Origin of the sequence: Hymenobacter defluvii (genome assembly GCF_017589435.1) — a bacterium.
GTDB classification, from domain to species: Bacteria; Bacteroidota; Bacteroidia; order Cytophagales; family Hymenobacteraceae; genus Hymenobacter; species Hymenobacter profundi.
Genome location: NZ_JAGETX010000002.1, coordinates 590,821 through 616,419, shown reverse-complemented (window position 1 = coordinate 616,419; position 25,599 = coordinate 590,821). Strand labels below are relative to the sequence as shown.

Genomic DNA, 25,599 nt, shown 5'->3' with positions numbered 1-25,599 from the left:
AGACTGCATAGCGGAGAGTTTCGTTGGTCGTGCTAAGCATGGAGTTACCCCTAGCTGGCGTGAATATGGTGTGACTCGTGCCATTATTTCTTTACCTCATGCGCCTAACCGAAGTCATGCAAAGGGACGGGGCCAGTTGGCGAAAAGGTGCTGCGTTGAACGACCGAACTACAAATTTAACCGAGTTGGCTCTTATCAGATTTTAAGCATTAACTACCACTGGGATTTCAGCCGCAGAAGTACGAAGAGCATATGAATATTTATTAACGATAGGCTGTAATTTATTTTTCAACAGGTGTGATAGTGCTACTACGAGCATAAGTTTAGCGAATAATGCTATATAAATATTGGTAATAAATGGAATATGAAGCCATAATATAGGAAAATGTACACAATACAATGCATACGAAATAGAGGATAATTTGGCAAAAGGCACAAATACTGTTTTTAAATAAGTGAGTTTATAAATATGGTAAAAATGAATACTTCCTACGCACAGAAAAGCAAATGCGAAATGTCGAAAAACGATAAAGGGATAGTCTGTTAGATTACTCACCGACTGTGTTGCTTGGTAAGCTGTTATGGCTGGTATAGCCGTCAAGCAAAGCATAACGAACAAGCTGACATAAAGTGGTAGCATATTTTTCCAGTTGAAAGAAATCTGCTTGACATACATCTCTCCCCATGCCACGCCTACCCACCACATAACCAAATAGGTGAGTACAAGAAGAAGATGATTAGGGAATAATAAATAGAAAAGATAAGCTACACAAGATAAAGCAAGTACACTATATATAGAAGGTCCTGTATAATAATATTTTATTTTGTTCAGCAAGGTAAGGACAGGAAGAAATAGCATATAAAACCACCATTCATACGACAAAGACCAGAGCGCGTGATTTTTTAAAAAAGGCTGAATAACTCCGCCCGGTTTATCTGGCGTATCCTGAAGCATCAATAAGTTTCCTAAAAAATTACCAGTGTCTTTCGAAGAAAATGATTCACCGTTACACAAAGCAACGAGCACGGATAAGCCGAGAGTAGCAAGGAATATAGGATATATTCTGAAGAAACGTTTATAAAAGAACGTTCGAATATCTTGCTGAGATGATTTATAGGTGGCAATACAGATAACAAAGCCCGACATCAGGAAAAAGACAATAACAGCTTCTTGTCCGAAACGAAAGGGCAGCCTAAGCAGGGGATGAAGTGTTTGCTTGAGTGTAGTGAAGCCAATGAAGTGGTGAATAACCACATACGATGCTGCAAAGCCGCGAATGGCCTCTAATAGCTCCAATTTCTCTGCTGGTTGCCGGGTAGTGCTTAGCATAATGCAAGACAATAAGTATAATACAGAATAAGGGATAGAAAACCCCTTGTATATAAGCGGCCCGATATTGCGTAAATTTTCTTGTTTTACGGCGTTTAATGAGTGATTTATAGCAACACCGGTAGGTTTTGCTTATATAAGATAAACACAATAACGTGTCCTGTAAATATAGGTAGAAAGGAGCCTGTATTACTTCTTAAGTAAGTCACATTATAGCTGCGTGAGTTTGTGCCGTTGTTCTAGAAGCATAGAGTTGCTATCAAATTGGTGAATGACACTGAGTATATCACATCTCCCCATGTAAGCATTCCAGCGCCAAACCACACCCTACGTCGTACCTTCGTAAACTCCCTACCTCCGCCGGAAACCAAACCCCCGGTGCTGGCTGTTTACCGCTCTATGGCCCAAGACTCCTTGCAAGTAGCCGCCCCCGCGGCCGATCCTATCGACCAGCTCGACCCGCGCGACTTTATTCTGATTAAGAATGCGCGGGTTCATAACCTCAAGAATCTCAGCGTGGCACTGCCGCGCAATAAGTTTATCGTTGTCACGGGCCTGTCGGGTTCGGGCAAGTCTAGTCTGGCGTTTGACACCTTGTATGCCGAGGGGCAGCGCATGTACGTGGAGAGCCTAAGCAGCTACGCTCGCCAGTTTCTGGGCCGCATGGACAAGCCCGACGTAGACTACATCCGCGGCATTTCGCCGGCCATTGCCATCGAGCAAAAGGTCAGCATCAAAAACAACCGCTCCACAGTAGGCACCAGCACCGAGGTCTACGATTACCTTAAGCTGCTCTTTGCCAGGGTAGGGCGCACGTACTCGCCCGTGAGCGGCGCGCAGGTGCGCAAGGACAACGTGGCCGATGTGGTGGACTACCTTTTCACCCTACCCGACGGCACCCGCCTGACGCTGCTAGCCCCGCTGCTACCTTCGGAGGAGGGTAGGCCCATGAGCAAGGAACTGGATTTGCTGCTGCAAAAAGGCTACTCGCGGGTGGTGGTGAAGGGCGAAACCGAGTTCATCGAAGACCTCATCGGGGAGGGCAAGCCCGAGGTGCAGGGCGACGTGTACATCATGATTGACCGCGCCGTGATTCGGCATGGTGATGAGGATTTGCAGTTCCGCCTGTCCGACTCGGTGCAAACGGCCTTTTTCGAGGGACATGGCACGTGCATCGCGCAGTTTGACGCCGAGCGGCGCACCTTCTCCGACAAATTCGAGCTGGACGGCATCGTGTTCGAAGAACCGAACGTCAACTTTTTCTCCTTCAATAACCCCTACGGCGCCTGCAAAACCTGCGAGGGTTTCGGCTCGGTGTTGGGCATTGATGAGGATTTGGTGATTCCGGATAAGTCGCTGACGGTGTATGAGGGTGCCATTGCCCCCTGGCGCACCGACAAGCAAAGCGAGTGGCTGAAGCCCTTGTTGAAGAACGGTATCCGATTCGATTTCCCAATTCACCGGCCCTACAACGAGCTGAGCGAGGCCGAAAAGCAGCTGCTCTGGAAAGGCAATAAGTACTTCGATGGCCTGGATAAGTACTTTAAATGGGTGTCGGAGCAGACGCACAAGATCCAGTACCGCGTGCTGCAAAGCCGCTACCGGGGCCGCACCACCTGCCCCGACTGCCGCGGCACGCGTCTGCGCCACGATGCGCAATACGTCAAAATCGACGGCCGCAGCATTACGGACTTGGTGCTGCTACCCATCTCGGAAGCAGTGCAGTTCTTCAATAACCTCAACCTAACCGAGCACGAGGCCAAGGTAGCCGAGCGCCTGGTGACGGAGGTAACCAACCGCCTCAGCTACCTGAATAGGGTAGGGCTGGGCTACCTCACCCTCAACCGCCTCAGTAGCACGCTGTCGGGTGGCGAATCGCAGCGTATTTCGCTGGCTACCTCGCTGGGATCGGCGCTGGTGGGCTCTATGTATATTCTGGATGAGCCCAGCATTGGCCTGCACCCCAAGGATGCCGAGCAGCTCATCGGCGTGCTGCGCTCCTTGCAGAAGCTAGGCAACACGGTAGTAGTAGTGGAGCACGAAGACAAGATGATGGAGCAGGCCGACCAGATCATCGACATTGGGCCGGAAGCCGGCTCGGGTGGCGGTAAGCTCATGTTTCAGGGCACGTATGAGGAGATTTTGGAGGACGATACTACCTACACTGGGCGCTACCTCAGCGGCCAGATGGCGGTGCCGGTACCCAAAATCCGGCGGCCGTGGCGCAACGCGCTGGAAGTGACCGGTGCCCGCGAAAACAACCTCAAAAACGTGTCGGTGAAGTTTCCGCTGAACGTGATGACGGTGGTAACGGGCGTGTCGGGCTCGGGCAAGTCTACCTTGGTGAAGCGCATTCTGGCGCCGGCCGTGCTCAAGCAGCTGGGCGGCGGCGCGGGCGAAGCCACTGGCAAGTTCGACCGCCTGATGGGCGTGCAGGGCCAAGTGTCGCACGTGGAATTTGTGGATCAGAACCCCATTGGCAAGTCGTCGCGCTCCAACCCGGTGACGTACGTGAAGGCCTATGACGCCATCCGCAGCCTGTTTGCCGATCAGCCGCTGAGCAAGGCGCGGGGCCTGAAACCTTCGCACTTCAGCTTCAACGTGGAAGGCGGGCGCTGCGAAGTGTGTCAGGGCGAAGGTCAGGTGAAGATTGAGATGCAGTTTATGGCTGATATCTACCTGACTTGCGAGGCCTGCAACGGCCACAAGTTCAAGCAGGACATTCTGGAAATCAAGTACAAGGAGAAAGGCATCGACGAAATCCTGGAAATGACGGTGGAGGACGCTGTAGAGTTCTTCGCCGATCAGCCTAAGATTGTGGAGCGTCTGCGCCCGCTCAACGATGTAGGCTTGGGCTACATTCGTCTAGGGCAGTCGGCCAATACGCTTTCCGGTGGTGAGGCCCAGCGCGTGAAGCTAGCCTCGTTCCTGACCAAAGGCGCTACCCTTCAGCAAGATAAAATTCTGTTCATCTTTGATGAGCCCAGCACCGGCCTGCACTTCCACGACATCAGCAAGCTGATGACGGCCTTAAATGCGTTGGTGGAGCAGGGCAACTCGGTGCTCATCATCGAGCACAACATGGACATCATCAAGTGTGCCGACTGGGTTATCGACCTCGGCCCCGAGGGCGGCACCAACGGCGGCCACCTACTCTTTGAGGGTACTCCCGAGGAGATGGTGAAGCTGAAAGACACCAATTCCACCGCCCGTTTTCTGGCTGAGAAGCTGTAGCAACCTGTGCCGCATACGCACCCTACCCGCCCCGAATGGACAACCATTCGGGGCGTTTGCGTATAGCCTCAATTGGCCTCTTGCCCAACACCCTATAACCTGCATTTTCTATGATACCTGCCCACAAAAAGAAAGAGCTGATTGCCTTCATCGAGAAGCTGGAGGACGAAAACGTACTGACCCAGATTCAGGCGCTCCTAGTAAAAGCAAAAACTGATGCGCAGGCTTCTGCTGCCACATCTGCGGTCGGCCAACTCAAGCCGCATCTGCCTACAAAATAAGCCTGCTGGTCCGGTGCCAATGGAGCCGGGCTACCAGTTTCCCATACTTAACATTGCTCTATGACTGCACTTTCTACCCCGTTGACCTCACCCGAATCTGCGTTGCCGGGCCGCTTGTGGCGGTGGACAGCGGCGGCTAGCATCGTTGGCAATATTGCGCTGAACTACGTGTCGCAGGCCTACCCGTTCAATGGGCAGACAAACGGCGCGGTATCCGGCAAGTATCCTACCCTGCTCACGCCGGCGGGCTACGCATTCAGCATCTGGGGCCTGATTTTTCTGAGCTTGCTGGTGTACGCCATCTGGCAACTGTTGCCGACCCAGCGCCGCAACTTGCTACCCGATGCCGTAGCCCTACCCCTCACGCTGGCCAATGTGCTCACGGGGCTGTGGCTGGTGGTGTTTGCATACGAGCGGCTGGCCCTGAGCGCATTAGTGATGCTGGGTATTCTAATTAGCCTGATCCTGGTATATGGTAGGGCGCGGACATTGGTACTGGCTGGTGAAAGCGCGATGCTCAGCAGCCTACCCTTCGCGCTGTTTCTAGGGTGGATTTCGGTGGCTACTGTTATCAACGTCACGTTGGGCTTGTGGAGCTGGGGGTGGCACGGCGAAGAAAACGTGCGTGTGCTGCTCACGGCTTTGCTGTTAGCAATAGTGGTAGCGCTGGGGTTGCTGGTAGCCTATGCCTTTCGAGAAGTAGCGTTTCCGCTGGTGGCGGCGTGGGCGCTGGTTGCCATTGGGGTAGCGCGGCAAAGCGCCTACCCTGAGTTGATGTGGTTGGCTTGGGGCGGCGCGGGGGTAGTGGCAGTAGGTGGCCTCCTGTTGTCGCGCCGGCGGTTGCAGACGGCGGCGGGGTTGTAGCGGTTGTTCGTTAGTTGTTAGAGATTAGTTGTCAGTTGTTAGGGAGTGGCTGTTAGTTGTTGAAACAGGAATCAGACTAACAACTGACAGCTAACAACAACCCACTAACAACTAACTGATAACTTGCAGGCGAATCTTCAACTCTACGCTCTTTCGCTATGCGCCAAAACATCGTTGCCGGCAACTGGAAAATGAACCTCACGCTCCAGGACGGCCTGGCTCTGGTTTCTGAAATCACTAACATGGTAGCCGATGAGGCCACCGGCTCTGCGGTGCAAGTGGTGATCTGCCCGCCGTTTCCTTTTCTATATAATGTAGGCAAGCAGCTGCCTCAGGGTAGCAACTTCCACCTGGGCGCCCAAAACTGCTCCGACAAGGAAAGCGGCGCCTACACCGGCGAAGTATCGGGTAAGATGCTGCAATCTGTGGGTGCCGAATATGTAATTCTGGGCCACTCCGAGCGCCGCCAGTATTTCAAGGAAGACGATTTCTTGCTTTCGCAAAAGCTGAAAGCTGCTTTGGCCGCTGGCCTGAAGCCGATTTTCTGCATTGGCGAGTCGCTGGAAACCCGCGAGGCCGAGGAAACTTTCGACTTTATCCGCAAGCAGCTGAAAGACGGCCTGTTTCACCTCTCCAATGAAGAGTTTGCGCAGGTAGTCATTGCTTACGAGCCCATTTGGGCCATCGGCACCGGCAAAACTGCTACCAGCGCCCAGGCGCAGGAGGTGCACGCCTTCATCCGCGAGCAGGTAGCCCGCGCCTACGACGCCGAAGCGGCCGAAAATACCACCATCCTCTACGGCGGCTCGGCAAATGCCCAGAACGCCCGCGAATTGTTCTCCCAACCCGACGTAGACGGCGGCCTCATTGGCGGTGCCTCCCTCAAATCGCGTGATTTCACGGAGATTATCAAGTCCTTTTAACTTTCTTCTGTCATCCTGAGCATGTGGCGCATTAAGCCAGTGTCGAAGGATCTTCTCACGTGTGAACGAGTCGTTGATACGATTGTCGTTCTGCGGGCATAAGGTCCTTCGACACTGGCTTGATGCGCCACATGCTCAGGATGACAGATAATCAGGATGACACGATAATAAAGATGAAACCAAAGCCGGCCAAGTTGTTGTCTGCTCTGTTATGATGCTTGCTGAACTTTTCTTTGCTGGTTTTCTGACGCTCGCACCACCCGCGGCGCGGGTGCCATTTGCGGCGCCCGCTAGAGTTGTAACCTTGAGTAGCGTAGACCCGTGCCGCGTGTACGGCTCTATCTTCCTCGAAACCGACCCGCGCCGCCGCAATCAGTGTTTTGCCATCGTGTACGTGGAGCCTGAAACGGCTTTCACCAACCTTATGGTGTACAAAGAAGACAACAAGCTCTTTGCCGACCAAGCCGGGCTGTGGGCCTTCACCGACGCCCGCGACTTTGCCGACTACCGCATTTTTGTAACCGAAAATCGGAATCTAGCCGACTTTACAATTCACTATACTGATGTGCGTTCTTATGCTGGCTGCCGGCCGCAGTAGGGCGCACTCCATCAACCTCCGCAGATTTTCCTGCGAACTTGCCGCCCGAACCAACACGGGCGGCATTTTTTTTGCCTTCGCCCATTCTTTCCCCACACTATGGATTTTGTAGAAGTACGCGTTCAGGCCCCGCGCGAGCTGGCCGACATTCTGGTTGCCGAACTAAGTCAGGTAGGCTTCGATACGTTTGAAGACAACGACGAAGGCTTTTGCGCCTACACCACCGAGGACGTATTCAACCCCGACGACGTAGCCGAAATCATGAGCCGCTACCAGGGCACCGACGTCATCGAGTACGACCACCGCATCATCACCCGTCAAAACTGGAATGCCGAGTGGGAAAAGAACTTTCAGCCTCTCATCATTGCCGATAAAGTATCGGTGCGGGCACCGTTCCATCCCAAGCCCGAAGGTGTGGAGTACGACATCGTGATTATGCCGCGCATGTCCTTCGGCACCGGCCATCACGAAACCACCGCGCTGATGATTGAAAATCAGCTGACGGTGGACCACCAGGGCAAGCGTGTGCTGGATATGGGCTGCGGTACGGGCATCCTGGCCATTATGGCCGGCATGCTGGGCGCCCTCGAAATCCTGGCCGTGGACGTGGAGCCCTGGACCGTAGAAAACGCCCGCGACAACGTGCAGGATAACGGCTTCCCCGAGGCCGAGTGCCGCCTAGGCGGGGTAGAGATGCTGGAAGGTGAGGCGCCATTCGATATTATCCTGGCCAATATCAACCGCAACGTGTTGCTGGAAGACATGCACGCCTACGCCGCCCTGCTACCGGCTGGTTGCCCTATAATATTCAGCGGATTCTATGAAGAGGACTTATCCAAGATTCAAGAGGAAGCTAAGAAGCACGGATTAGCTTATCAATCAAATAGAAAGAAGAATAACTGGGTTTCGGCAATTTTTACGAAATTGTAGCCTGTTTAGTGGGTTTTGACGGTATCAGTATGAAAAAACAGGTTCTTGGCTGGCTTTGTGCGGTGATGGTAGGCCTGGGTGCACCAGCCTGGGCACAGCAAACTCGTCCGGCTGCGGGAGCGGCTACACCAGCCCCTCGGTTTGTGGGCAAGCTCTCTTCCGATCCAGCGCAGTTCATGCAGGACGTGCAGGTGATGATGGCTTCGACCAACAATGCGGCGGCCAAAGCTTCGGGCGCTCGTTTGCAGGAGCTGTGGGCCAGCAACCGCCTCACGGCCACGCAGCAAGGCAAAACGGTGGCGCTGTCGCAGCAGATGCTGGCTAAAAAATTCAAGCCGCGTCCGCACCTTGAAATGCTGTACAACCTGCTGGTAACGGCCAAAACCAAACAGAACTTCTCCGACCAGCAAATCGACGAGTTGCTGGATGTGCTGACCAAAACCGTAGATAAAGACGACCCGCGCAACGCGGAGAAATTCCTGCTGGCGGCCACGCAGTTCATCGAAACCCGCTACCTCTACCACTCGCGCTACAGCACATTGCGCACCGATGGTGGCTCGTTCAGCTTTGCCTACAACGAGGCAGACATGCCGGCCTTTGCCGAAACGCTTCGGCCTACCCCCAAACCCGTAGCGCCCAAGCCAGAGCCAGCCAAGCTCGCGCCGACCCCTGCCAAAGCCGCGGCCAAACCAGTTGCGAAAGCCAAGCCGGCTCCCAAGAAGAAGGTCAGCAGTGGCTGGGACACCAGCGACTTGTGGAGCAGCGACGGCAGCGGCTGGGGCGACACCGACGATGGCTGGGGAACCCCCGTTAAGAAGAAAACACCGGCCAAACCAGCTGCTACCGCCAAGGCTACCCCCGCCAAAGAGGCGGCCGCCCCCGAGCCGGAGGCTGAACCAGAACCTGAATCATCGGCTGCGCCGTCCTACGTATTCGATTCGTATATGGCACCCAGTACCAAAGGACCCGTGCTGGTATTAAAAGACGTAGACCTGTACATGGCCAGCGGCGGCGACTCTGTGGTGCTGCGCAAAACCAGCGGCGCGGTGGTGCCCTCTAGCCACCACTTTGTGGGCGGAAACGGCGAGTTTGCTTGGACTGTGAACAACAACCCCGCTACCGCCGTGTTGGGACCATACGATTTCGATATCAACAAAGCCGAGTTTAAAGCCGAGCCGGTGAAGTTCACCTACGCCGCCGTGTTGCAAGAGCCCATTTTGGGTGCGTTGGCGTATAAACAGGTCAAGAAAAAGCCGGGCGCTACCGACACAGGCTACCCGCGCTTTATCTCCCTCACCAACGATGCCCGCGTGAAGGACCTAGGCCAGGACATCCGCTACTACGGTGGCTTCTCCCTGGCGGGCTCGCGTATGTTGTCGGCTTCGCTGGATGGTAGCCTGTCGCGCATTTTGGTGGACGCCAACGGTAAACCTAAATTCCGGGCTTCGTCGAAAGCGTATGTGCTGGGCGACACGCTAATTTCGGCGGCGCGGGCATCGGTTACCATTTTTGAGGATAAAACAGACTCGCTCACGCACCCCGGCGTGAAAATGAAATTCTCGAAGCCGCGCCAACTGCTGCAACTCACCCGCGAGGCGGGCTTGTATAAAAACACGCCCTACTACGATTCCTACCACCAAATGGAAATCGGGACGGAACTGGTGACATGGCCACTAAACTCGCCCGAAATCAACTTCTCGATGCTGACGGCCAAAAACCAGGTGACGGCTGATTTCGAGTCGCGCGAGTTTTACACCAACACCCGCTACCAACAGATCAAAGCCATCAACAAGCTGCACCCCTTGCAGATGGTGGTAGGCTACAGCCAGCGCCACAACAATCAGAAGCTGATTACGGTGCAGGAAATTGCGCAGGAGCTGAATATCAAGGAGCCCAACGTACGCACTGCCGCCGCCGGCCTGGCCCGCGACAGCTACGTGCGCTGGCGCCCAGAAACCGACGAGATTGTGGTGCTGCCCAAAGCCACGCACTACGTAAACTCGGCGCGCAACAAGAAGGACTACGACCACCTAGCGATTAAGTCGCTGGCGCCAAAGGGTAACAACGCTACCCTGAACCTGAACACCAACGACCTGCTGGTGCGCGGGGTAGAGCGTTTCAACTTCTCCGACGACTCGGTGACGGTATATGTGAAGCCGGACTCCTCGATTATCCACATTCAGAAAAACCGGGGGGTGGTGTTCAATGGTACCGTGGTGGCCTCAGCCTTCGTGTTCAAGGGGCAGAAGTTCAAGTTCGACTATGATGGCTTCTACATCGACCTGACCAAGATTGACTCCATTATTGTGAAAGGCAAGGGCGCCAAAGGCTCGGTGATGAAGGCCCGCGTGCGCGATTTCAGCATTGCCAACCAGAAGGGCGAGTCAGCGGGTAAGCTCTATATCAATAGCCCCGACAACAAATCGGGCCGCAAGAAGCTGGGCGCTTACCCTGCCTTTGATGCCAGCACTGGTGCGGCCGTGTTCTTCAACAACCCCGACGTACTGGGCGGTGCCTACGACAGTACCATGTACTTCGACATTCCGCCGTTCCGTATCGATTCGCTCAATAACCGCAACCGCTCGGCGGTAGGGTTTGTGGGTACGTTTCACTCGGGTGGCATCATGCCCGATTTCAAGACCAAGCTGAGCTTACAGGAAGATGGTGCGCTGGGTTTCACCTACGACGTGCCTAAAGAGGGTTTTCCGCTCTATGGCGGCAAGGGCGTGCTGTTTAACAAGGTGAACATGAGCAACCGCGGGTTGCTAGCAAAGGGTAATATTAAATACTTAACCGGCGACTTCAGCAGCGACCAGTTTATCTTCTACAAAGACTCGGTAGTAACTGTGGGTAAGACCGGTACTATTACGCCGGGGCCGCTAAAGGGGGTAGAGTTTGCCAAGGTGACGCTGCAACCCGGTTATCAGATGAAGTGGGCCGTGCTACGCGACTCGATGTACCTGAGCACCCAGCGCGAGGGCGACGCCATGCGCTTCTACGACGGAAACTACAAGTTCAAGGGCACGGCTACGCTCACACCCGGCGGCCTCTACGGCAACGGCGGGCTTGATGGGCCGCAGTCGTTTATCCGCTCGCCGCAACTGGCCTTCAAGACCAAGAATTACAAGGGTAAGCAATCAACGTTGAGTATTAAATCGGCGGAGCCGAACAAACCGGCCCTGGTGGCGAATGAGGTAGCCTTTGAGTATGACTTGCAGAAAGGCTTTGCCGACTTCACCCGCGAGGAGGGGAGTAAGGCCAGCATCGAGCTACCCTACTCCGACTACCGCACCACGCTGAGCGGTGGCCGCTGGGACTTCCAGAAAAAGCAGGTGCAGATGCGCGTAGCGCCCGGAGCCGACTCGTCGCGCTCCTACTTCTACTCCACTAAGCCTGAGCAAAACGGATTGAAATTCCGGGCCAATACGGGTAGCTACGACCTGAGCCGCTACCGCCTGGTAGCCGGCGGCGTACCCCACATTGCCTCCGCCGATGCCTGGATTACGCCCGATTCGAGCAAGGTATACATCCTGGCAAATGCGCAGATGCGGCCGTTCCAGAATGCAGGTATTGTGATGGATACGCTGGCCAAGTACCACAACCTGTACCAGGGGGCCATCACCATTCAGTCGCGCACGGCATTTAGCGGCAATGCCATGTTCAAGTACCAGACCGCTGCCGACTCATTTGCCATTAAGTTCTCTAACTTCCACTCCGACTCCACCGCCATGCGGGGAGCACTAGCTACTACGGGCAAAACGGGTGGTGTGCTGGGTAAGCTGCGTGGCAATAAGAATGCGCTGAACGTTGGCCCGGCTTCGCCGCCTACTATTGCCGTGGGTGGTATTCAGGCCGCGGATAAGTTCTTGCTGGCGCCGCGTATTGCCTACCGAGGTAGCATGATTATGAACTCGCAGCAGCCAGGCTTTACGTTTGAAGGGCAAGCACACTTGCAATTTAGTGAGTTGCCTGGGACCTCCGATTGGTTTGCTGTGAAGGATAGTATCGACCCGAAAGACGTGCGCATTCACCTTAATGAGCCTAAAACGGAAGACGGTACGCCTATGTATACGGGGCTATTCATGTCCAGCGGCTCGTCTAAGATCTACCCGTTGTTTGTGGCGGCTAAGCCTAGCGCCGATGATCTGAACCTGTTTGCGGTGGACGGCGACCTACGCTACAACAGCAAGAAACGCGACTTCACCATCAGCCGTCACGACCCGGCGGCCACGGACATCTACGAAGGCGACGTGCTGACTTTCAACGATACTACGGCTGCTATCAACTTCCGGGGTAAGCTGAACCTTATCAATCCCAATAAAGATTATACCCTAGTGGCGGCTGGTTTGGGCTATGCTAAGCCTGATAGTGCTATCTACCAGTTGAATACGATGCTGGGCTTCGATATCAACATGCCCGATAAAGCCGTGCAGGCTATGGCCGACGACATTGCCAAAAACGCCAAGTTCGCGCCTCAAGCTTTGGATGGTTCCCGCGAAGACTTATATAAAATTGGAGAATTCGCTGGTAACAGTGCAGCCATAACCTTTGATACGCGCAAGGGCAATAACGCGTCGCTGCTGAAGGTGTCCAACAAATTTACCTATACCATTCTGCTGAACAAGGTGAATCTGGTGTGGTCGGAGAAGCAGCGGGCGTGGTACTCAGAAGGAAAGATTGGCGTGGCCAACATCATGAGCAAGGATTTGAACGTGCTGATTGACGGCTACGTGGAAATCCGGAAGGATGAGAACGGCGACGTTGTGGAGCTGTACCTGGAAGCTGAGCCACAGACGTGGTACTACCTCAAGTATTCCAACAACCTGCTTCTTACCAAAGCCCAGCACGGTTCGTACGACGAGCTGATTGGGCAGAAAGCCAAAGGCGACTACAACACGGCGACTTCCTACGGTTTCTTCCTGGGTGATGACATGGAAGTGGAATCCTTCTTGACTCACTTCCGCAAGGACTACCTGGGCGAGACCGGTAAGCGCAAGGCGGTGGTGCAGTCGTCGGGCAGTACGGGCAACTTCGATTTTGCGGAGGACCCTGGTAAAAAGAAGAAAAAGAAGAAAGGCCAGGCCGATGAGGTTGCTGCTGACGGCAGCCAACCCGCTGATGAAGCGCCAGTGGAAGAACCCAGCAAAAAGAAGAAAAAGGCCAAGGAAGAAGTAGCGGCCGACGCAACAAACGCTGATACCCCGCCCGCCGAGGAATCGAAGAAAGACAAGAAGAAAAAGGAAGTCGTTACTGAAGCCAAGCCTGACGAGCCTACGGCAGACGATACCAAAAAGAAGAAAAAGAAACGCGCCGCCAACGACCCCTTTGGCGAAGACTAAGCAAGCAGCCCTACCTTGATAATCAGGGTAGGGCTGTTTCGTGCTGGGCGGTTTCGGGACCCTATCCTTTGTAGGTAGAAACCGTTGTGAAATAGGCAACCTTGCCAAAGCCTGTATCTTTGGTCGACTTCCTATTTCCTTCTTTATGTACTTTCTCTACATACTGGGTGCGCTGTTGGGCGCCTATTTGCTTGGCTCTATTCCCACAGCCCTATGGGTAGGGCGTAGCTTCTACCACCTCGACATCCGGGAGCATGGCTCCGGCAATTCGGGCGCTACCAACACGTTTCGGGTGCTGGGTAAGAAAGCCGGCTCCTTTGTGATGGCCGTGGATGTGCTGAAGGGCTGGCTGGCTACCTCGCTGGCCGCGTGGCTGGTGAGCCAACAGGCCGTTGCGCCAGGGCAGTTGCTCTACTTTCAGCTGGCCTGCGGCGTGCTGGCCGTGTTGGGACACATCTACCCGGTATTTGCGCAGTTTAGAGGCGGCAAGGGCGTGGCCACTATTTTGGGCGTGATGCTGGCCATTGCCCCCGCCACGGTAGGCGTATGCATTCTGGTGTTCATCACGATGCTATTATTGACGCGCTATGTGTCCTTGTCATCAATGACGGCGGGCGTGGCGTTTGCTGTGTTGCAGCTGCTGCCCGCGTTCCGGCCCGATAATCAGTTGCTGTTGTGGTTCGGTTTCGTGCTGGCGGCCTTGCTGATTTACACGCACCGGGCTAACATCGGCCGCCTGCGCGCCGGCACCGAAAGCCGCGTGCCCATGCCGTGGGATAAATAGGGGCGCCTGCAAGGCATCCGTGACAGAGTAGCCAGCAGTATTTTCCTATTCCGCTTTCACCTCGGATAGAGCCAGATAATAATATGTTGTGCCGACTGGTAACCCACTTGGCTGATTGTGTTTGTAATAAATGCCGCTGAAAAGGACCTTTGTGTTTGCCATTTGCAGGTCTTTGGGCAAGTAGTCGTCGCATAAAACGCCCACGTCAACTACATCGTATGTGCCAGGCTCAGCCCTCGAGATGGTGTAGCGCTTCAGGGTAGCATCAAAGTTGACGCGGCCATTGGCATCGGTTATTTTCTTCACCTCTTCGGCATTTGAGGCGCAGGATAATGGCACTGCATCGTTGTCTTCCTGGCAGCTGCCTAGTGTAAGCAGCAAGAGCAATGTTGAGTAGATAAATGGACGCATAGCGTTGAGAATGAAATTGTATAAGGAAGAGACTGGTCAACTCTGTCTGGTTGCATAGCGTTGCGCCCAGCACACAATGAACGGCGCTTGCTTACCTTCGTAGCTATAACCCAACGACGAGCGCCTGCAAGGCGTCCCTACCTGCTCTATATGCCTACCTACCTCGAAGAAAACCAGAATCGTTTCATTCACGAACTCATCGACTGGCTCCGCATTCCCAGCGTTTCCGCCGACCCCAAGTTTCATGGCGACGTGCTGCAAGCCGCCGATTTCCTGAAACAGCGCCTGGAAGAAGTTGGCGTAGAAAACGTGGAGCTGTGCCAAACCGCTGGCAACCCCATTGTGTATGGTGAGAAGCTGGTTGACCCCACCCTACCCACCGTACTCGTCTACGGCCACTACGACGTGCAGCCCGCTGACCCCTACGAGCTGTGGGACTCACCGCCGTTTGAGCCCGTGATTAAGGACGAAAAGATCTACGCTCGTGGTGCCTGCGACGACAAAGGCCAGGTATACATGCACGTGAAAGCCTTCGAGGTGATGCAGCAGCAGGGCGGCGTGCCCTGCAACGTGAAGTTTATGATTGAGGGCGAGGAAGAAATTGGGTCCAACAACCTGGCTATCTTCGTCAAGAACAACAAGGAGAAGCTGAAGGCCGATGTTATTCTGATTTCGGATACCGGCATCCTCGCCAACGACCTGCCCAGCATTGAGGTAGGATTGCGCGGCCTGAGCTACCACGAGGTGGAAGTGACCGGCCCTAATCGCGACCTGCACTCCGGCCTTTATGGGGGCGCCGTGGCCAATCCCATCAACGTGCTGTGCAAGATGATTGCCTCCCTGCATGACGAGAACAACCACATCACCATCCCCGGCTTCTACGATAATGTGGCCACGCTGAGCGCCGAGGAACGCGCCGACCTCAACCGCGTACCTCACTCCGACGACGAGTTCAAGCAGAGCATCGGCCTACCCGCCACCTATGGCGAAACCGGCTACACCACCGTGGAGCGCACCGGCATCCGGCCTACCCTCGATGTGAACGGCATCTGGGGCGGCTACATTGGCGAGGGTGCCAAAACCGTAATTCCGTCCAAGGCCTTCGCCAAAATCTCGATGCGCCTGGTGCCGCACCAAACCTCCGACGAAATCACGGCCTTGTTCCAAGAACACTTCACCCGCATCGCGCCTGAGGGCGTAACGGTGCAGGTGCGCCCCCACCACGGCGGCGAGCCCGTAGTAACGCCCACCGACTCGGTGGCCTACCAGGCCGCCGCGCAGGCCATGGAAACTACTTTCGGCAAACGCCCGGTGCCTACCCGCGGTGGCGGCTCCATCCCCATTGTGGCCATGTTCAAGTCAGAGCTAGGCATTGATTCGGTGCTGTTTGGCTTTGGGCTGGATTCGGATGCCATCCACTCGCCTAACGAGCACTACGGCGTGTTCAACTTCTTAAAGGGTATCGAAACCATTCCGCTGTTCTTCGAGAACTATGCGGCGCTGGAAAAGGCGAAGTAGAAATTCCACATACTACTCTTCAACAAAAAGCCCACCTACAAGAGGTGGGCTTTTTGTTGAAGAGTAGTATGTGCTTTCTCTATTATAGGCGGCCAAACATATAGCCCACGTAGAGCTGTAGAGCGCTATTGTAGATGTGGCGGGCCGGCAAGTTGATGATGCTGAGCCGACGGTCGTAACCAAGCTTAGTAGCACCGCCATTATAGCGCAGTCCTACCAAAGCACCTTTGGGCGTTTCATAGCCCAAACCCAGTGCGTAGCCAAAATCTACATCGCGGGTGTTGTTTTTCCATTTGATACTGGTCGAGTTGGTCTTCAACTCTGAGTCAGAACGAAATCCAAACTGCGGACCAACTTCTAGAAAGAGGCCGTCGAGCTTGTATTTCAGCATCACTGGCACATCTAGATAAGTGATATTGTAGCGAAGGTCGCTGTTCTCGTAGCCTGAGCCCTTCATGGAGACTAGAAGCTCGGGTTGGACCGATAAGTTTTTGTCTAGGCTAAACTCCAACATGCCGCCGCCGTGAAAGCCGGGCTTGTAGCGGGTGCCGATGGCGTCGTCGCCCACAAAAGAGGTCAGGCTTAGTCCGGCTTTCACACCCAGGCGAATATCCTGGGCGTGTGCCGAGGAAACTGTGAGGCCGCCAGCGAGTAGAAGCGACCAGTAAATTTTTTTCATAAAATACGGTGGTAGCCAAGAAAATGGTGCTACTAATGCGACTACCGCCGCGGCTCCTGGCAATATTCCTGCCGTATTATTGAAACAAAAACGCCCATCCTGCATGGCAGGATGGGCGGCAGCGCACTGGCAGCTTGTGCTTAGCGCGAGGTAATCAGGTAGCCCAGCGAGAGCTGGAACAAGGAGTTGCGAGCGTTGCGCAGGTCGTTGCCCTGGTAACCATCCTTGGTGAAATCGGTGAACGAGCCGTTGTAGCGTAAGTCCAAAATAACACCGTTTTCAGACTGGAAGCCCAAGCCGGCTGCGTAGCCTACCTCAAAGCGATTCACGTTGCTCAGGTCGTAGTCGCCAGAGTTGTAGTCAGCCCGCGTACCCGTAACGTTGTTGGTGCGTACCGTCTTGTCGTTGCGGTTGATGAGGTAGTTGAACTGCGGACCGGCTTCTACGAAGAAACCACCTGCTTTAATCTTAACCAATACTGGTAGATCAAGGTAGTTGTAATTGGCGCGGCCTTCATACTTGTAGGTGCCAAAAACAGACGAGCTGTTGTTCTTAAAACCCTTCTGCGAGTAGAGCAGCTCGGGCTGGATCGAGAGAAAGCCGTCGGCAATCAGAGGCGCGTTCAGCATTACGCCGCCCACAAAGCCAAACTTGTTTTCGAAACGGTCTTCGTTGGTGACATCACCAGCCAAGTTAGAGAGGTTAGCACCGGCTTTCACGCCCACGCGCACGCCTTGTGCCCGCGACTCCTGAGCACCAAGTACAGATGCAATAGCCAGTGAACCAACAATGATAAAAGACTTTTTCATGAATTTTATGAAAAAAGGTAAGTGGTGTGGCGTAGCCTATCAGAAGCACGCCAGTTGAGGTAGTAAACGAAAAGGAGCGTAAATGGGTGGGATAATTCCATAAAAAAAGAGCCAGATGACTCACGAAGAGTTACCTGGCTCTTTTTATTCCTCTAGAAATTATTTGCCCCAGGGAATGAGGTAGCCCACCTGCGCCGTGAAGGCGCGGTTGAAGGCTTTCGGCTCATTGCGGGCGCTAGTGTTTTTGGTGTCGAACAGCGTCTTGAAACCTTGGTTGTAGCGTACGCCGATGCTGAAACCACCAGCCGTCTGGTAGCCAATACCAGCTACACCGCCGATGTCGAAGCTAGCGAGGTCTTCTTTTTCCTTGCTAGTGCCAGAAGTTGTTTTGGCATCTTCCATGTTGCTAGCATCAGTATATTTGTATTCTTTCTGCACTTCCTGCTTAGAGGCTACCATGTAGCCTACTTGCGGGCCCAACTCAAAGTACAAACCTGAACCACCGGGAGCGGTGTTAATACGAACAGGAATTGGCAAATCGATGTAAGAAAGAACCCGCTTGTTTTGGTATTTAAATTTTTCCAGGTTAGTTCTCCGGTTAGCTTCAATATCGGTGTTAGCAGCTAAAGCAGATCCTGTGGTTTCATAGCTACGCTCGAAGCCCTTGCGGTTGTAGAGCAGCTCGGGAGCCAGCGTCCAGAAACCGTCGCTGCTTAGGGGCAGTTGATAAGAAATGCCGGCGTTGTAGCCGAGTTTGTATTGCAGGTCGCCAGCGTAGCCATTTACCTGGTCGGCATCTTTGCCGCCGATATTAGCCAGTGTACCGCCTACCCGAATACCGAGACGAGGACCAGATTGCGCCTGTGCAGCCGAAGCAGCCGAAACAAGAGCGAGAGAAAGAAGTGCAATTTTTTTCATGGGAAGTCAGATTTAAAGCCTGAACGGGTAGTAGTCAAACTGCTTGACAACTAATTTTAGGGGCTCATACTGCCTAATAGGGAGAGAAGGTTACAGTGATTTCTTTCCGTATAGTCCACCGGAAATATTCAAGTAAGTAGGTATTTATGACTCTGTTTCCGGCTAAATCGTATTCAATCAGCTCTTTGCCTAAGAAGATCAGCCTGGTGCGTTTCGCAAATTGCTTGCATAATTATTTTCAGCTGTTGAGGTATTGCTTCCCTACCACGCACCAGTGGAGCGGTAAGTATTGGGGGTGGTGCGCTACTTTGTTGGGTGGTGCCACAGTTGCTCAGGCGCAGCAAGTAGCACCAGTAGCCCCCTATGTGGTGGGGGCATACGCGCAGGGTAGCTTTATTGTGGCGCATGCACCAGCTGTGGCCCATTTGGCTGTGTCGCACCCTACGGGAGCGGAGTTGAATCTGCAACGCCAGACCACGGGCACAGCGCCCTGGCACGCCTGGTACCGCTACCCCAAGGTAGGGCTGGCGCTGGTGTACTACGACTACCATAACCCAAGGCTGGACCAGTCCTTTGCAGCTACGGCTTACATCAACAAGGCCATTTGGCGTACTGCTCGGCAGGAGCTGAATTTTCGGTTGGGTACCGGGCTGGGTTACTTCACAACCAGCTACGACCGCTTCGACAATAATAGAAATTCTATGATGGGCTCGCGTCTGAACGCAACGATTCAGACGCGCATAGAATACGACATGGCCGTGACCGAACACCTGGGGGTACTGCTAGGATTTGCATTCAACCACTACTCCAACGGAGCCACCACCAAGCCCAACCGGGGCATCAACCTACCCTCGGTAGTGCTGGGACTGAACTATCATCAGCAGCGGGCGTTTCGGCCGCAGCCCGCCGAAGCGTCCACCGAGCCAGCCGACATCGGGCGGTTTTTTCTAAACCTGAGCACCAGCTACGCCTTCAAGCAATTGGATGAAGTGGACCAGTGGAACAATCGCCATTACTCCGTTTTTTCGGCTACCGTAGCCGTAGGGCGGCGCCTCAACCGCAAGAGTAACCTAATGCTAGGTCTGGAGGGCTTTCGGGACCAATCGTTGCGAGTTGAGCAGTTGCGGAATCCCCAAACTGGTAACAGACTACCCGATATCAAAAAAGCCGGCGTATACCTAGGGCACGAGCTGCTATTCGGACGGCTGGCCTTCGTTTCGCACCTGGGCGTGTATGTCTACAATCCGTACAAATCCAATCCTTTCTACTACGAGCGGCTGGGGTTGAAATATCACTTCACCAAGCACGTATTTGGGGAAGTGGACCTGAAAGTGCACCGCGCCGCCGCCGATGCGCTGGAACTGCGGGTAGGAATGAAGCTGTGAGCAAGTACGTATTTCGATAGCCCAAAAAGGTGTTTCATCTGGGTTATCTGACACTTGGGTAGCACGCAGTAGCAGGTGGCGCCAGAAGCCGCTACTTTCATCCTACTACTCACTTCTGCCCCGCTTATTGCCCATGGAAACCTTCCTGCTCCTGACGCGCTGGCTGCATATTGCAGCTGGGTTCACTGGTTTTTTTGTGGCCCCTGTAGCCATGTGGGTGCGCAAGGGCGGCCCTGCCCACCGGCGCTGGGGGCAGGTTTTCTTCTGGTCAATGGTGGTAGCGGGCAGCACGGCCGTGGCGCTGGCAAGCATCAAAGGCCTCACCTTCCTATTGCTGACGGGCATCTTCAGCCTCTACCTGGCTTGCTTCGGCTACCGCTCGCTCTACCTCAAGCAGCTCGGCCACGGCCAGCACCCTACCCTATTCGACTGGCTGGGGGTAGGGGCGGGGCTACTGGTTTTTGGTGGCACACTGCTGTATGGCCTACTGCGCGGCGTAGTGCCTTCTGTAGTGTTTGGAGCCATTGGAGTAATGCTGACGGGGCGGCAGTTACGGTCGTACGTGCGGGTAGCGCCGCCCGCGCCGGGGCAGTGGCTGCTCAACCATATTTCGGGTTTTGTGGGCGCTTACATTGCGGCCGTATCGGCGTTTTCGGCCACTAGCCTTACGTTTATTCCGTGGCCGGTCAACTTTTTGTGGCCTACCCTGCTCATCGTGCCACCCATGATCTGGGTGCAACGCCGCTATAAGCAGCAATTTGCCCGCCAGCACTGGGCTGCGCGTGTAGAAGCACTGCGCAATGAAGGGTGATTAGTTTATAGTGCCTTCTTAACGGCACTTTCTATCAACTCATCTTGACCACCGCCCGTAATATCCAGCACAACCTTGCCCTGTTTGTCAACCAAAAGGTACCGCGGATATTCATTCACCTGATACGCCTTCTCCGTTGCTTCATCGCCGCTCACATTGAGGTAGGCGGCGCCTTGGCGCTTTAAAATGCCCTGTGCTCGCGCTGCGTTACCAGGGTCCATTAGTACGCCTACCACAGCTAAGCCCTGCTGTCGATACTTTTCCTGTAGCCGTTGGATAGCAGGCATAGAAGCAATGCACGGGCTGCACGAAGTCGTCCACATATCCAGCAGCACAACTTTGCCTAGGTAACTGCTGAGTGCCACGGGTTTCTTATCGAAGCTAGTCAGGCGAAAAGCAGGGGCTTGCTTGTTCAGTAGGGTAGGGCGCGCAATGGGAGTAGCAGAAGCCGCCGCAGTGTACGCGGAAAGAAAGGTGGTGCTGTTGAGGGTGCTGGCATCTGCCGGATTGTTCACGCGCAGGTTAGACAAAGTTTTCATAACCACCCGCGTGCCTCCTGTTTTCTGCTCCTTGGTCTTCACGACCTTAGGCAGGCCAGTTTTCTCATCTAGCACAAGGTAAGTGTACCGATTCCGAACGTCAATTTTAGGTCGGTCGGGGTAATGGAGCGTGATGACCGGACCCTGTGCGCTGCGGCTGTAAGTCACTTCTTGGTAAGAAGGGTCGATGGTAAATAATTCTTCTACCAGCATTTGCCCGCCAGGGCCACCTAACACTCCGGGCAAGTAGGGGTCCTGCTCCACTTGATACGTTTTGGTGCTGTCATCCAAGTCAAACCCTGCCTTCCCATCGTACAGAAACGATCTGTGCACATCGAGCCGCGTTCCTAGAAAACGCGCCTTCAATAACTGACTCTTCGCATCGCGCTGCATAATGCCGCGACCTTGGTGGTTCCACACGGAGCCATCAGGAAAGGTGTCAACCCGTTGCACAGAGTAGCTGACAGTAGCAAAAGCAGCAGCAGCGGCCTGATACTTCTGAAGGGCTTCTTGGCCAGTTTGGCCATAACAAATAGTAAACGAGCCGAACACAGCAAGAAATAACGCAACACCTTTTTTCATCTTGCATAGCAAATAAGAGAATAGCCTTTGTGGGTAAGCAGTAGTAAATAACATAATAATTTGCTCACCAACATGATAGGTCTAAACTAACCCACCAACGCCCGGTTGATGCGTCCTACCAGTGCAGGGCCTTCATAAATGAAACCCGTGTAGAGCTGTACTAGCGCCGCGCCGGCAGCCAGCTTCTCCTGCGCATCCTGCGGCGAGTGAATACCGCCTGCCCCGATGATGGGTAGGGCATCACCGGCCCGCTGGTGCAGGTAGCGAATGACCTCGGTGGCGCGCGCCCGCAACGGCCGGCCGCTCAGGCCACCCGCGCCCAGACTGGTTACGTGGTCGGTAGTGGTGCGCAACTCGGCGCGGCTGATGGTGGTGTTGGTAGCCACCAGGCCGCTGAGGTTGGTTTCGCGGGCGATAAGCAGGATATCGTCGAGCTGCGAGTCGGTGAGGTCGGGCGCAATTTTGAGTAGGAGCGGCCGTGGCTGAGGTAGGGACTGGTTGCGTTCCTGTACCTGCTGCAATAATTGAATCAACGGCTCGCGCTCTTGCAACTGCCGCAGCCCCGGCGTATTCGGCGACGACACATTCACCACGAAATAGTCGACTACCTCGTGTAGGGCCTCCACGCAGGCCACGTAATCCTGGGCGGCCTGCTCGTTGGGCGTGTCCTTGTTCTTGCCAATGTTGCCGCCAATGATGAGCTGCCGATTGCGCCGCTGGCGCAACCGCTGGGCGGCGGCAGCAGCCCCCTCGTTGTTGAACCCCATGCGGTTGACCAGCGCCTCGTCCTGCGGCAGCCGAAACAGGCGCGGCTGCGCGTTGCCCGGCTGGGGCCGCGGCGTCACCGTCCCAATTTCCAGGAAGCCAAAGCCCAACGCCGCTAGCTCGTCCGTTAGCACCGCATTCTTATCAAACCCCGCCGCCAATCCCACCGGGTTCCGAAACTTCAGCCCAAAAACCTCTCGCGTCAGGGCCGGATGCTGAAAGTCGTACAACCCGCGCAGCATTGCCGCCGTGCCCGGCAGCCGGTAGGCGCGTTTCAGGTTATCAAAAACAAGGTGGTGCGCCCGCTCCGCATCGACCTGAAAGAGCAAGGGCTTAACAAGGGCTTTGTACATGGTGGTACAAAGATGGTGAAATAGTGAAGTTGTGCGTAGTGAATGCAAAAGCGTCTGTCATCCTGAGCGCAGCGAAGGATCTTCTCACGGCAGAACAAGTCGTTGATACGATTGTCGTTCTGCGGTCATAAGGTCCTTCGCTCTGCTCAGGATGACAGACACCTTTGCATTCACAACTTCACTATTTCACCACTTCACCACCTATCCCGCCCAGCCTTCGCGGTCTAGGCTGCGGTATTGGATGGCTTCGGCCAGGTGCTCAATGCCGATGGCGTCGGTGGCGGCCAGGTCGGCAATGGTGCGGGCCACTTTCAGGATGCGGTCGTAGGCGCGGGCCGAGAGGCCGAGACGCTCCATGGCCGTCTTGAGCAGGGTGCGGCCGGCCGGATCTATCTGGCAAATATCCTTTACCATTTGCGAAGGCATCATGGCATTGGAATGAATTTCGGGAAACTCCGCAAACCGCGCTGCCTGTACCTGTCGGGCCTTCTCTACCCGCTGTTGGATGTTTTCGCTGCGTTCGGCTGGGCGCGTTTCCGTCATTTGGTCGAAGGTTACGGGCGTCACCTCCACGTGCAGGTCAATGCGGTCGAGCAGTGGGCCGCTCACTTTGTTGAGGTAGCGTTGCACCACGCCGGGGCCACACACACATTCTTTTTCGGGATGGTTGTAATACCCGCATGGGCAAGGATTCATGCTAGCAATGAGCATGAAGTTAGCCGGAAAATCGATGCTAACTTTGGCGCGGGAAATGGTTACGCGGCGTTCCTCCAAGGGCTGGCGCATCACCTCCAGCACCGTGCGCTTAAATTCCGGCAACTCGTCCAGAAACAGCACACCGTTGTGCGACAGCGAAATTTCGCCCGGCTGCGGGTTGCCACCCCCGCCTACCAGCGCCACATCCGAAATAGTGTGGTGTGGGCTGCGAAACGGCCGTGTCGTCAGTAATGAAGCGTTGCTGCCCAACTTGCCCGCCACTGAATGAATCTTGGTGGTTTCCAGCGCCTCGTGCATGTTCAGCGGAGGTAGGATGCTGGGTAGGCGCTTGGCCAGCATGGTTTTGCCCGCGCCGGGCGGGCCGATCATGATGACGTTGTGGCCGCCGGCCGCCGCAATTTCCAGCGCCCGCTTGATGTTTTCTTGGCCCTGCACGTCGGCAAAGTCGGCAGCGTAGCGGTTGGCTTCGTGCTGAAACACGTGGCGCGTGTCCATCTGCACCGGCTGAATTTCCTGCCTACCCTCGAAGAAGTCGATGGCCTCCTGCATAGTTTCCACGGGAATTACATCCAAGTTGTTGACGATGGCCGCCTCCTGCGCATTTTCTTTGGGTAGGATGATACCCTTAAAGCCCTCCTTGCGCGCCTGAATGGCAATGGGCAGCACGCCCCGGATGGGCCGCAAGCCCCCATCTAATGCCAGTTCGCCCATGATGATGTACTCGCCCAGCTGCTCCGTGGTAAGTTGCTGCGACGCGTGTAAAATGCCCAACGCAATGGGCAAGTCATACGCCGAGCCTTCCTTTCGAATATCGGCTGGCGCCATGTTCACCACCACCTTGGTGCGTGGCATCCGGTACCCCCGAAATTTCAGAGCCGCCTCTACCCGCTGCTGACTTTCCTTGATAGCATTGTCGGGTAGGCCAACTACATAAAAATTAGTGCCTTGCGATACAACAACTTCAATCGTAATAGTAGTAGCATTAACACCCTGCACGGCTGAGCCGTAGGTTTTGGTGAGCATCGGAATAGAAGAAAAATAAGGTTGACAACACAAAAGCCAGCCCCGTAGAGCTGGCTTTCGTGTTGTCGAAAAACGTGCCGTAGTAGGTGTAATAGCTAGTTTAGAATGTCATTTCGACCAGCGGGAGAAATCTCGCGTGCTGACACTGAAATTTACCGTTGCACGCGAGATTTCTCCTGCTGGTCGAAATGACACAACGATTACCTATTTCCCAATCACCAACTGCTCAATCAGCAGAATCATGATATGAATGGCCTTGATGTGGATTTCCTGAATCCGGTCGGCGTAGCCAGTATGGGGGGCGCGGATTTCTACATCGCAAAGGGTAGCGAGCTTGCCGCCGTCTTTGCCCGTGAGGCCCACTACACTCAAACCAGCGGCTTTGGCAGCCTCGGCAGCCCGGAGAACATTGGGCGAATTGCCGCTGGTGCTGATGGCAACTAACACATCGTTGGGCCTACCCAGTGCCTCTACAAAACGGCTGAATACCTGATCATACCCATAATCGTTGGCCACGCAGCTCATGTGAGATGCTTCGGTGAGAGCAATGGCGGCCAGTGCAGGCCGGTCGGCGCGGTAGCGGCCAGACAATTCCTGGGCAAAATGCTGTGCATCGCAGAGCGAGCCGCCGTTGCCGCAGGTTAGAATTTTGCCGCCGTGCTGAAGCGCATCGGCCATCAGGCGAGCAGCTTGCTCAATGACAGCTAGGTTAGCCGGATCAGCTAGAAAGCGGTCCAGCAGGTCGCGGGCGCTGGTGAGTTCGGCCCGGATGAGGTCGGATAATGGAGTGTTCGTCACGCCGCGAA

Annotated in this window: 20 protein-coding genes; 11 read left to right on the top strand and 9 right to left on the bottom strand. The window is 54.7% G+C overall.

Annotated elements, in window-relative coordinates; translation table 11 throughout:
* Window positions 1-202: 202 nt before the first annotated feature.
* Window positions 203-1,330, bottom strand: a complete 1,128-nt coding sequence (locus J4D97_RS06700; RefSeq protein WP_208306888.1) for an acyltransferase family protein — start codon at window positions 1,328-1,330, stop codon at window positions 203-205.
* A 399-nt stretch (window positions 1,331-1,729) separates the two neighbouring features.
* Between J4D97_RS06700 and uvrA the strand changes: the two genes are divergently transcribed.
* From uvrA to plsY, 8 genes are all read left to right on the top strand, one after another.
* Window positions 1,730-4,564 (top strand): excinuclease ABC subunit UvrA, encoded by a 2,835-nt coding sequence (gene uvrA / locus J4D97_RS06695; protein ID WP_208306887.1) that lies wholly within the window; start codon window positions 1,730-1,732, stop codon window positions 4,562-4,564.
* 110 nt (window positions 4,565-4,674) lie between these two features.
* Window positions 4,675-4,845, top strand: coding sequence for a hypothetical protein (locus tag J4D97_RS06690; RefSeq protein ID WP_185282355.1), 171 nt, complete (start codon window positions 4,675-4,677; stop codon window positions 4,843-4,845).
* A gap of 60 nt (window positions 4,846-4,905) precedes the next feature.
* Window positions 4,906-5,709 carry a hypothetical protein gene (locus J4D97_RS06685; protein WP_208306886.1) on the top strand — a complete coding sequence of 268 codons (804 nt, stop codon included), beginning with the start codon at window positions 4,906-4,908 and terminating at the stop codon, window positions 5,707-5,709.
* 158 nt (window positions 5,710-5,867) lie between these two features.
* Window positions 5,868-6,632, top strand: a complete 765-nt coding sequence (tpiA, locus tag J4D97_RS06680) for a triose-phosphate isomerase (RefSeq protein WP_208306885.1) — start codon at window positions 5,868-5,870, stop codon at window positions 6,630-6,632.
* Window positions 6,633-6,843: 211 nt separating this feature from the next.
* Window positions 6,844-7,230: a DUF6150 family protein gene (locus J4D97_RS06675; RefSeq protein WP_243900172.1), complete on the top strand. Its 387-nt coding sequence runs from the start codon at window positions 6,844-6,846 to the stop codon at window positions 7,228-7,230.
* A 99-nt stretch (window positions 7,231-7,329) separates the two neighbouring features.
* Window positions 7,330-8,160, top strand: a complete 831-nt coding sequence (prmA, locus tag J4D97_RS06670; protein ID WP_208306884.1) for a 50S ribosomal protein L11 methyltransferase — start codon at window positions 7,330-7,332, stop codon at window positions 8,158-8,160.
* A gap of 29 nt (window positions 8,161-8,189) precedes the next feature.
* Entirely contained in the window at window positions 8,190-13,499 is a 5,310-nt protein-coding gene (locus J4D97_RS06665) for a hypothetical protein (RefSeq protein WP_208306883.1), read from the top strand.
* A 145-nt stretch (window positions 13,500-13,644) separates the two neighbouring features.
* Window positions 13,645-14,283 carry a glycerol-3-phosphate 1-O-acyltransferase PlsY gene (gene plsY / locus J4D97_RS06660; RefSeq protein ID WP_208306882.1) on the top strand — a complete coding sequence of 213 codons (639 nt, stop codon included), beginning with the start codon at window positions 13,645-13,647 and terminating at the stop codon, window positions 14,281-14,283.
* A gap of 45 nt (window positions 14,284-14,328) precedes the next feature.
* Here plsY and J4D97_RS06655 read toward each other — a convergent pair whose 3' ends face one another.
* The gene (locus tag J4D97_RS06655) at window positions 14,329-14,694 is read right to left on the bottom strand and encodes a hypothetical protein (protein WP_208306881.1); all 366 of its coding nucleotides are present in this window, start codon (window positions 14,692-14,694) and stop codon (window positions 14,329-14,331) included.
* A gap of 150 nt (window positions 14,695-14,844) precedes the next feature.
* Here J4D97_RS06655 and J4D97_RS06650 point away from each other — a divergent pair, with 150 nt between their 5' ends.
* Complete coding sequence (locus J4D97_RS06650) at window positions 14,845-16,212, top strand: dipeptidase (protein ID WP_208306880.1); 1,368 nt, start codon at window positions 14,845-14,847, stop codon at window positions 16,210-16,212.
* An 82-nt stretch (window positions 16,213-16,294) separates the two neighbouring features.
* Here J4D97_RS06650 and J4D97_RS06645 read toward each other — a convergent pair whose 3' ends face one another.
* The 3 genes from J4D97_RS06645 to J4D97_RS06635 form a co-directional block, all read right to left on the bottom strand.
* Window positions 16,295-16,891 carry a porin family protein gene (locus tag J4D97_RS06645; protein WP_208306879.1) on the bottom strand — a complete coding sequence of 199 codons (597 nt, stop codon included), beginning with the start codon at window positions 16,889-16,891 and terminating at the stop codon, window positions 16,295-16,297.
* A gap of 140 nt (window positions 16,892-17,031) precedes the next feature.
* Window positions 17,032-17,700 (bottom strand): porin family protein, encoded by a 669-nt coding sequence (locus J4D97_RS06640; RefSeq protein ID WP_243900171.1) that lies wholly within the window; start codon window positions 17,698-17,700, stop codon window positions 17,032-17,034.
* Window positions 17,701-17,859: 159 nt separating this feature from the next.
* Window positions 17,860-18,618 (bottom strand): porin family protein, encoded by a 759-nt coding sequence (locus J4D97_RS06635; protein ID WP_185282366.1) that lies wholly within the window; start codon window positions 18,616-18,618, stop codon window positions 17,860-17,862.
* Between the two features lie 245 nt (window positions 18,619-18,863).
* Between J4D97_RS06635 and J4D97_RS06630 the strand changes: the two genes are divergently transcribed.
* Window positions 18,864-20,003: an acyloxyacyl hydrolase gene (locus J4D97_RS06630; protein ID WP_208306878.1), complete on the top strand. Its 1,140-nt coding sequence runs from the start codon at window positions 18,864-18,866 to the stop codon at window positions 20,001-20,003.
* Between the two features lie 133 nt (window positions 20,004-20,136).
* On the top strand, window positions 20,137-20,814 hold the full coding sequence (locus J4D97_RS06625) for a hypothetical protein (protein ID WP_208306877.1): 678 nt from the start codon (window positions 20,137-20,139) through the stop codon (window positions 20,812-20,814).
* Between the two features lie 5 nt (window positions 20,815-20,819).
* On the opposite strand, the gene J4D97_RS06620 is transcribed toward J4D97_RS06625, so the two are convergent.
* The 4 genes from J4D97_RS06620 to lpcA form a co-directional block, all read right to left on the bottom strand.
* Window positions 20,820-21,935, bottom strand: coding sequence for a TlpA family protein disulfide reductase (locus tag J4D97_RS06620; protein WP_208306876.1), 1,116 nt, complete (start codon window positions 21,933-21,935; stop codon window positions 20,820-20,822).
* A gap of 86 nt (window positions 21,936-22,021) precedes the next feature.
* Window positions 22,022-23,053, bottom strand: a complete 1,032-nt coding sequence (locus tag J4D97_RS06615; RefSeq protein ID WP_208306875.1) for a quinone-dependent dihydroorotate dehydrogenase — start codon at window positions 23,051-23,053, stop codon at window positions 22,022-22,024.
* A 201-nt stretch (window positions 23,054-23,254) separates the two neighbouring features.
* Window positions 23,255-24,793, bottom strand: a complete 1,539-nt coding sequence (locus J4D97_RS06610; protein ID WP_208306874.1) for a YifB family Mg chelatase-like AAA ATPase — start codon at window positions 24,791-24,793, stop codon at window positions 23,255-23,257.
* 204 nt (window positions 24,794-24,997) lie between these two features.
* Entirely contained in the window at window positions 24,998-25,591 is a 594-nt protein-coding gene (gene lpcA / locus J4D97_RS06605; RefSeq protein WP_208306873.1) for a D-sedoheptulose 7-phosphate isomerase, read from the bottom strand.
* Between the last annotated feature and the right edge of the window lie 8 nt (window positions 25,592-25,599).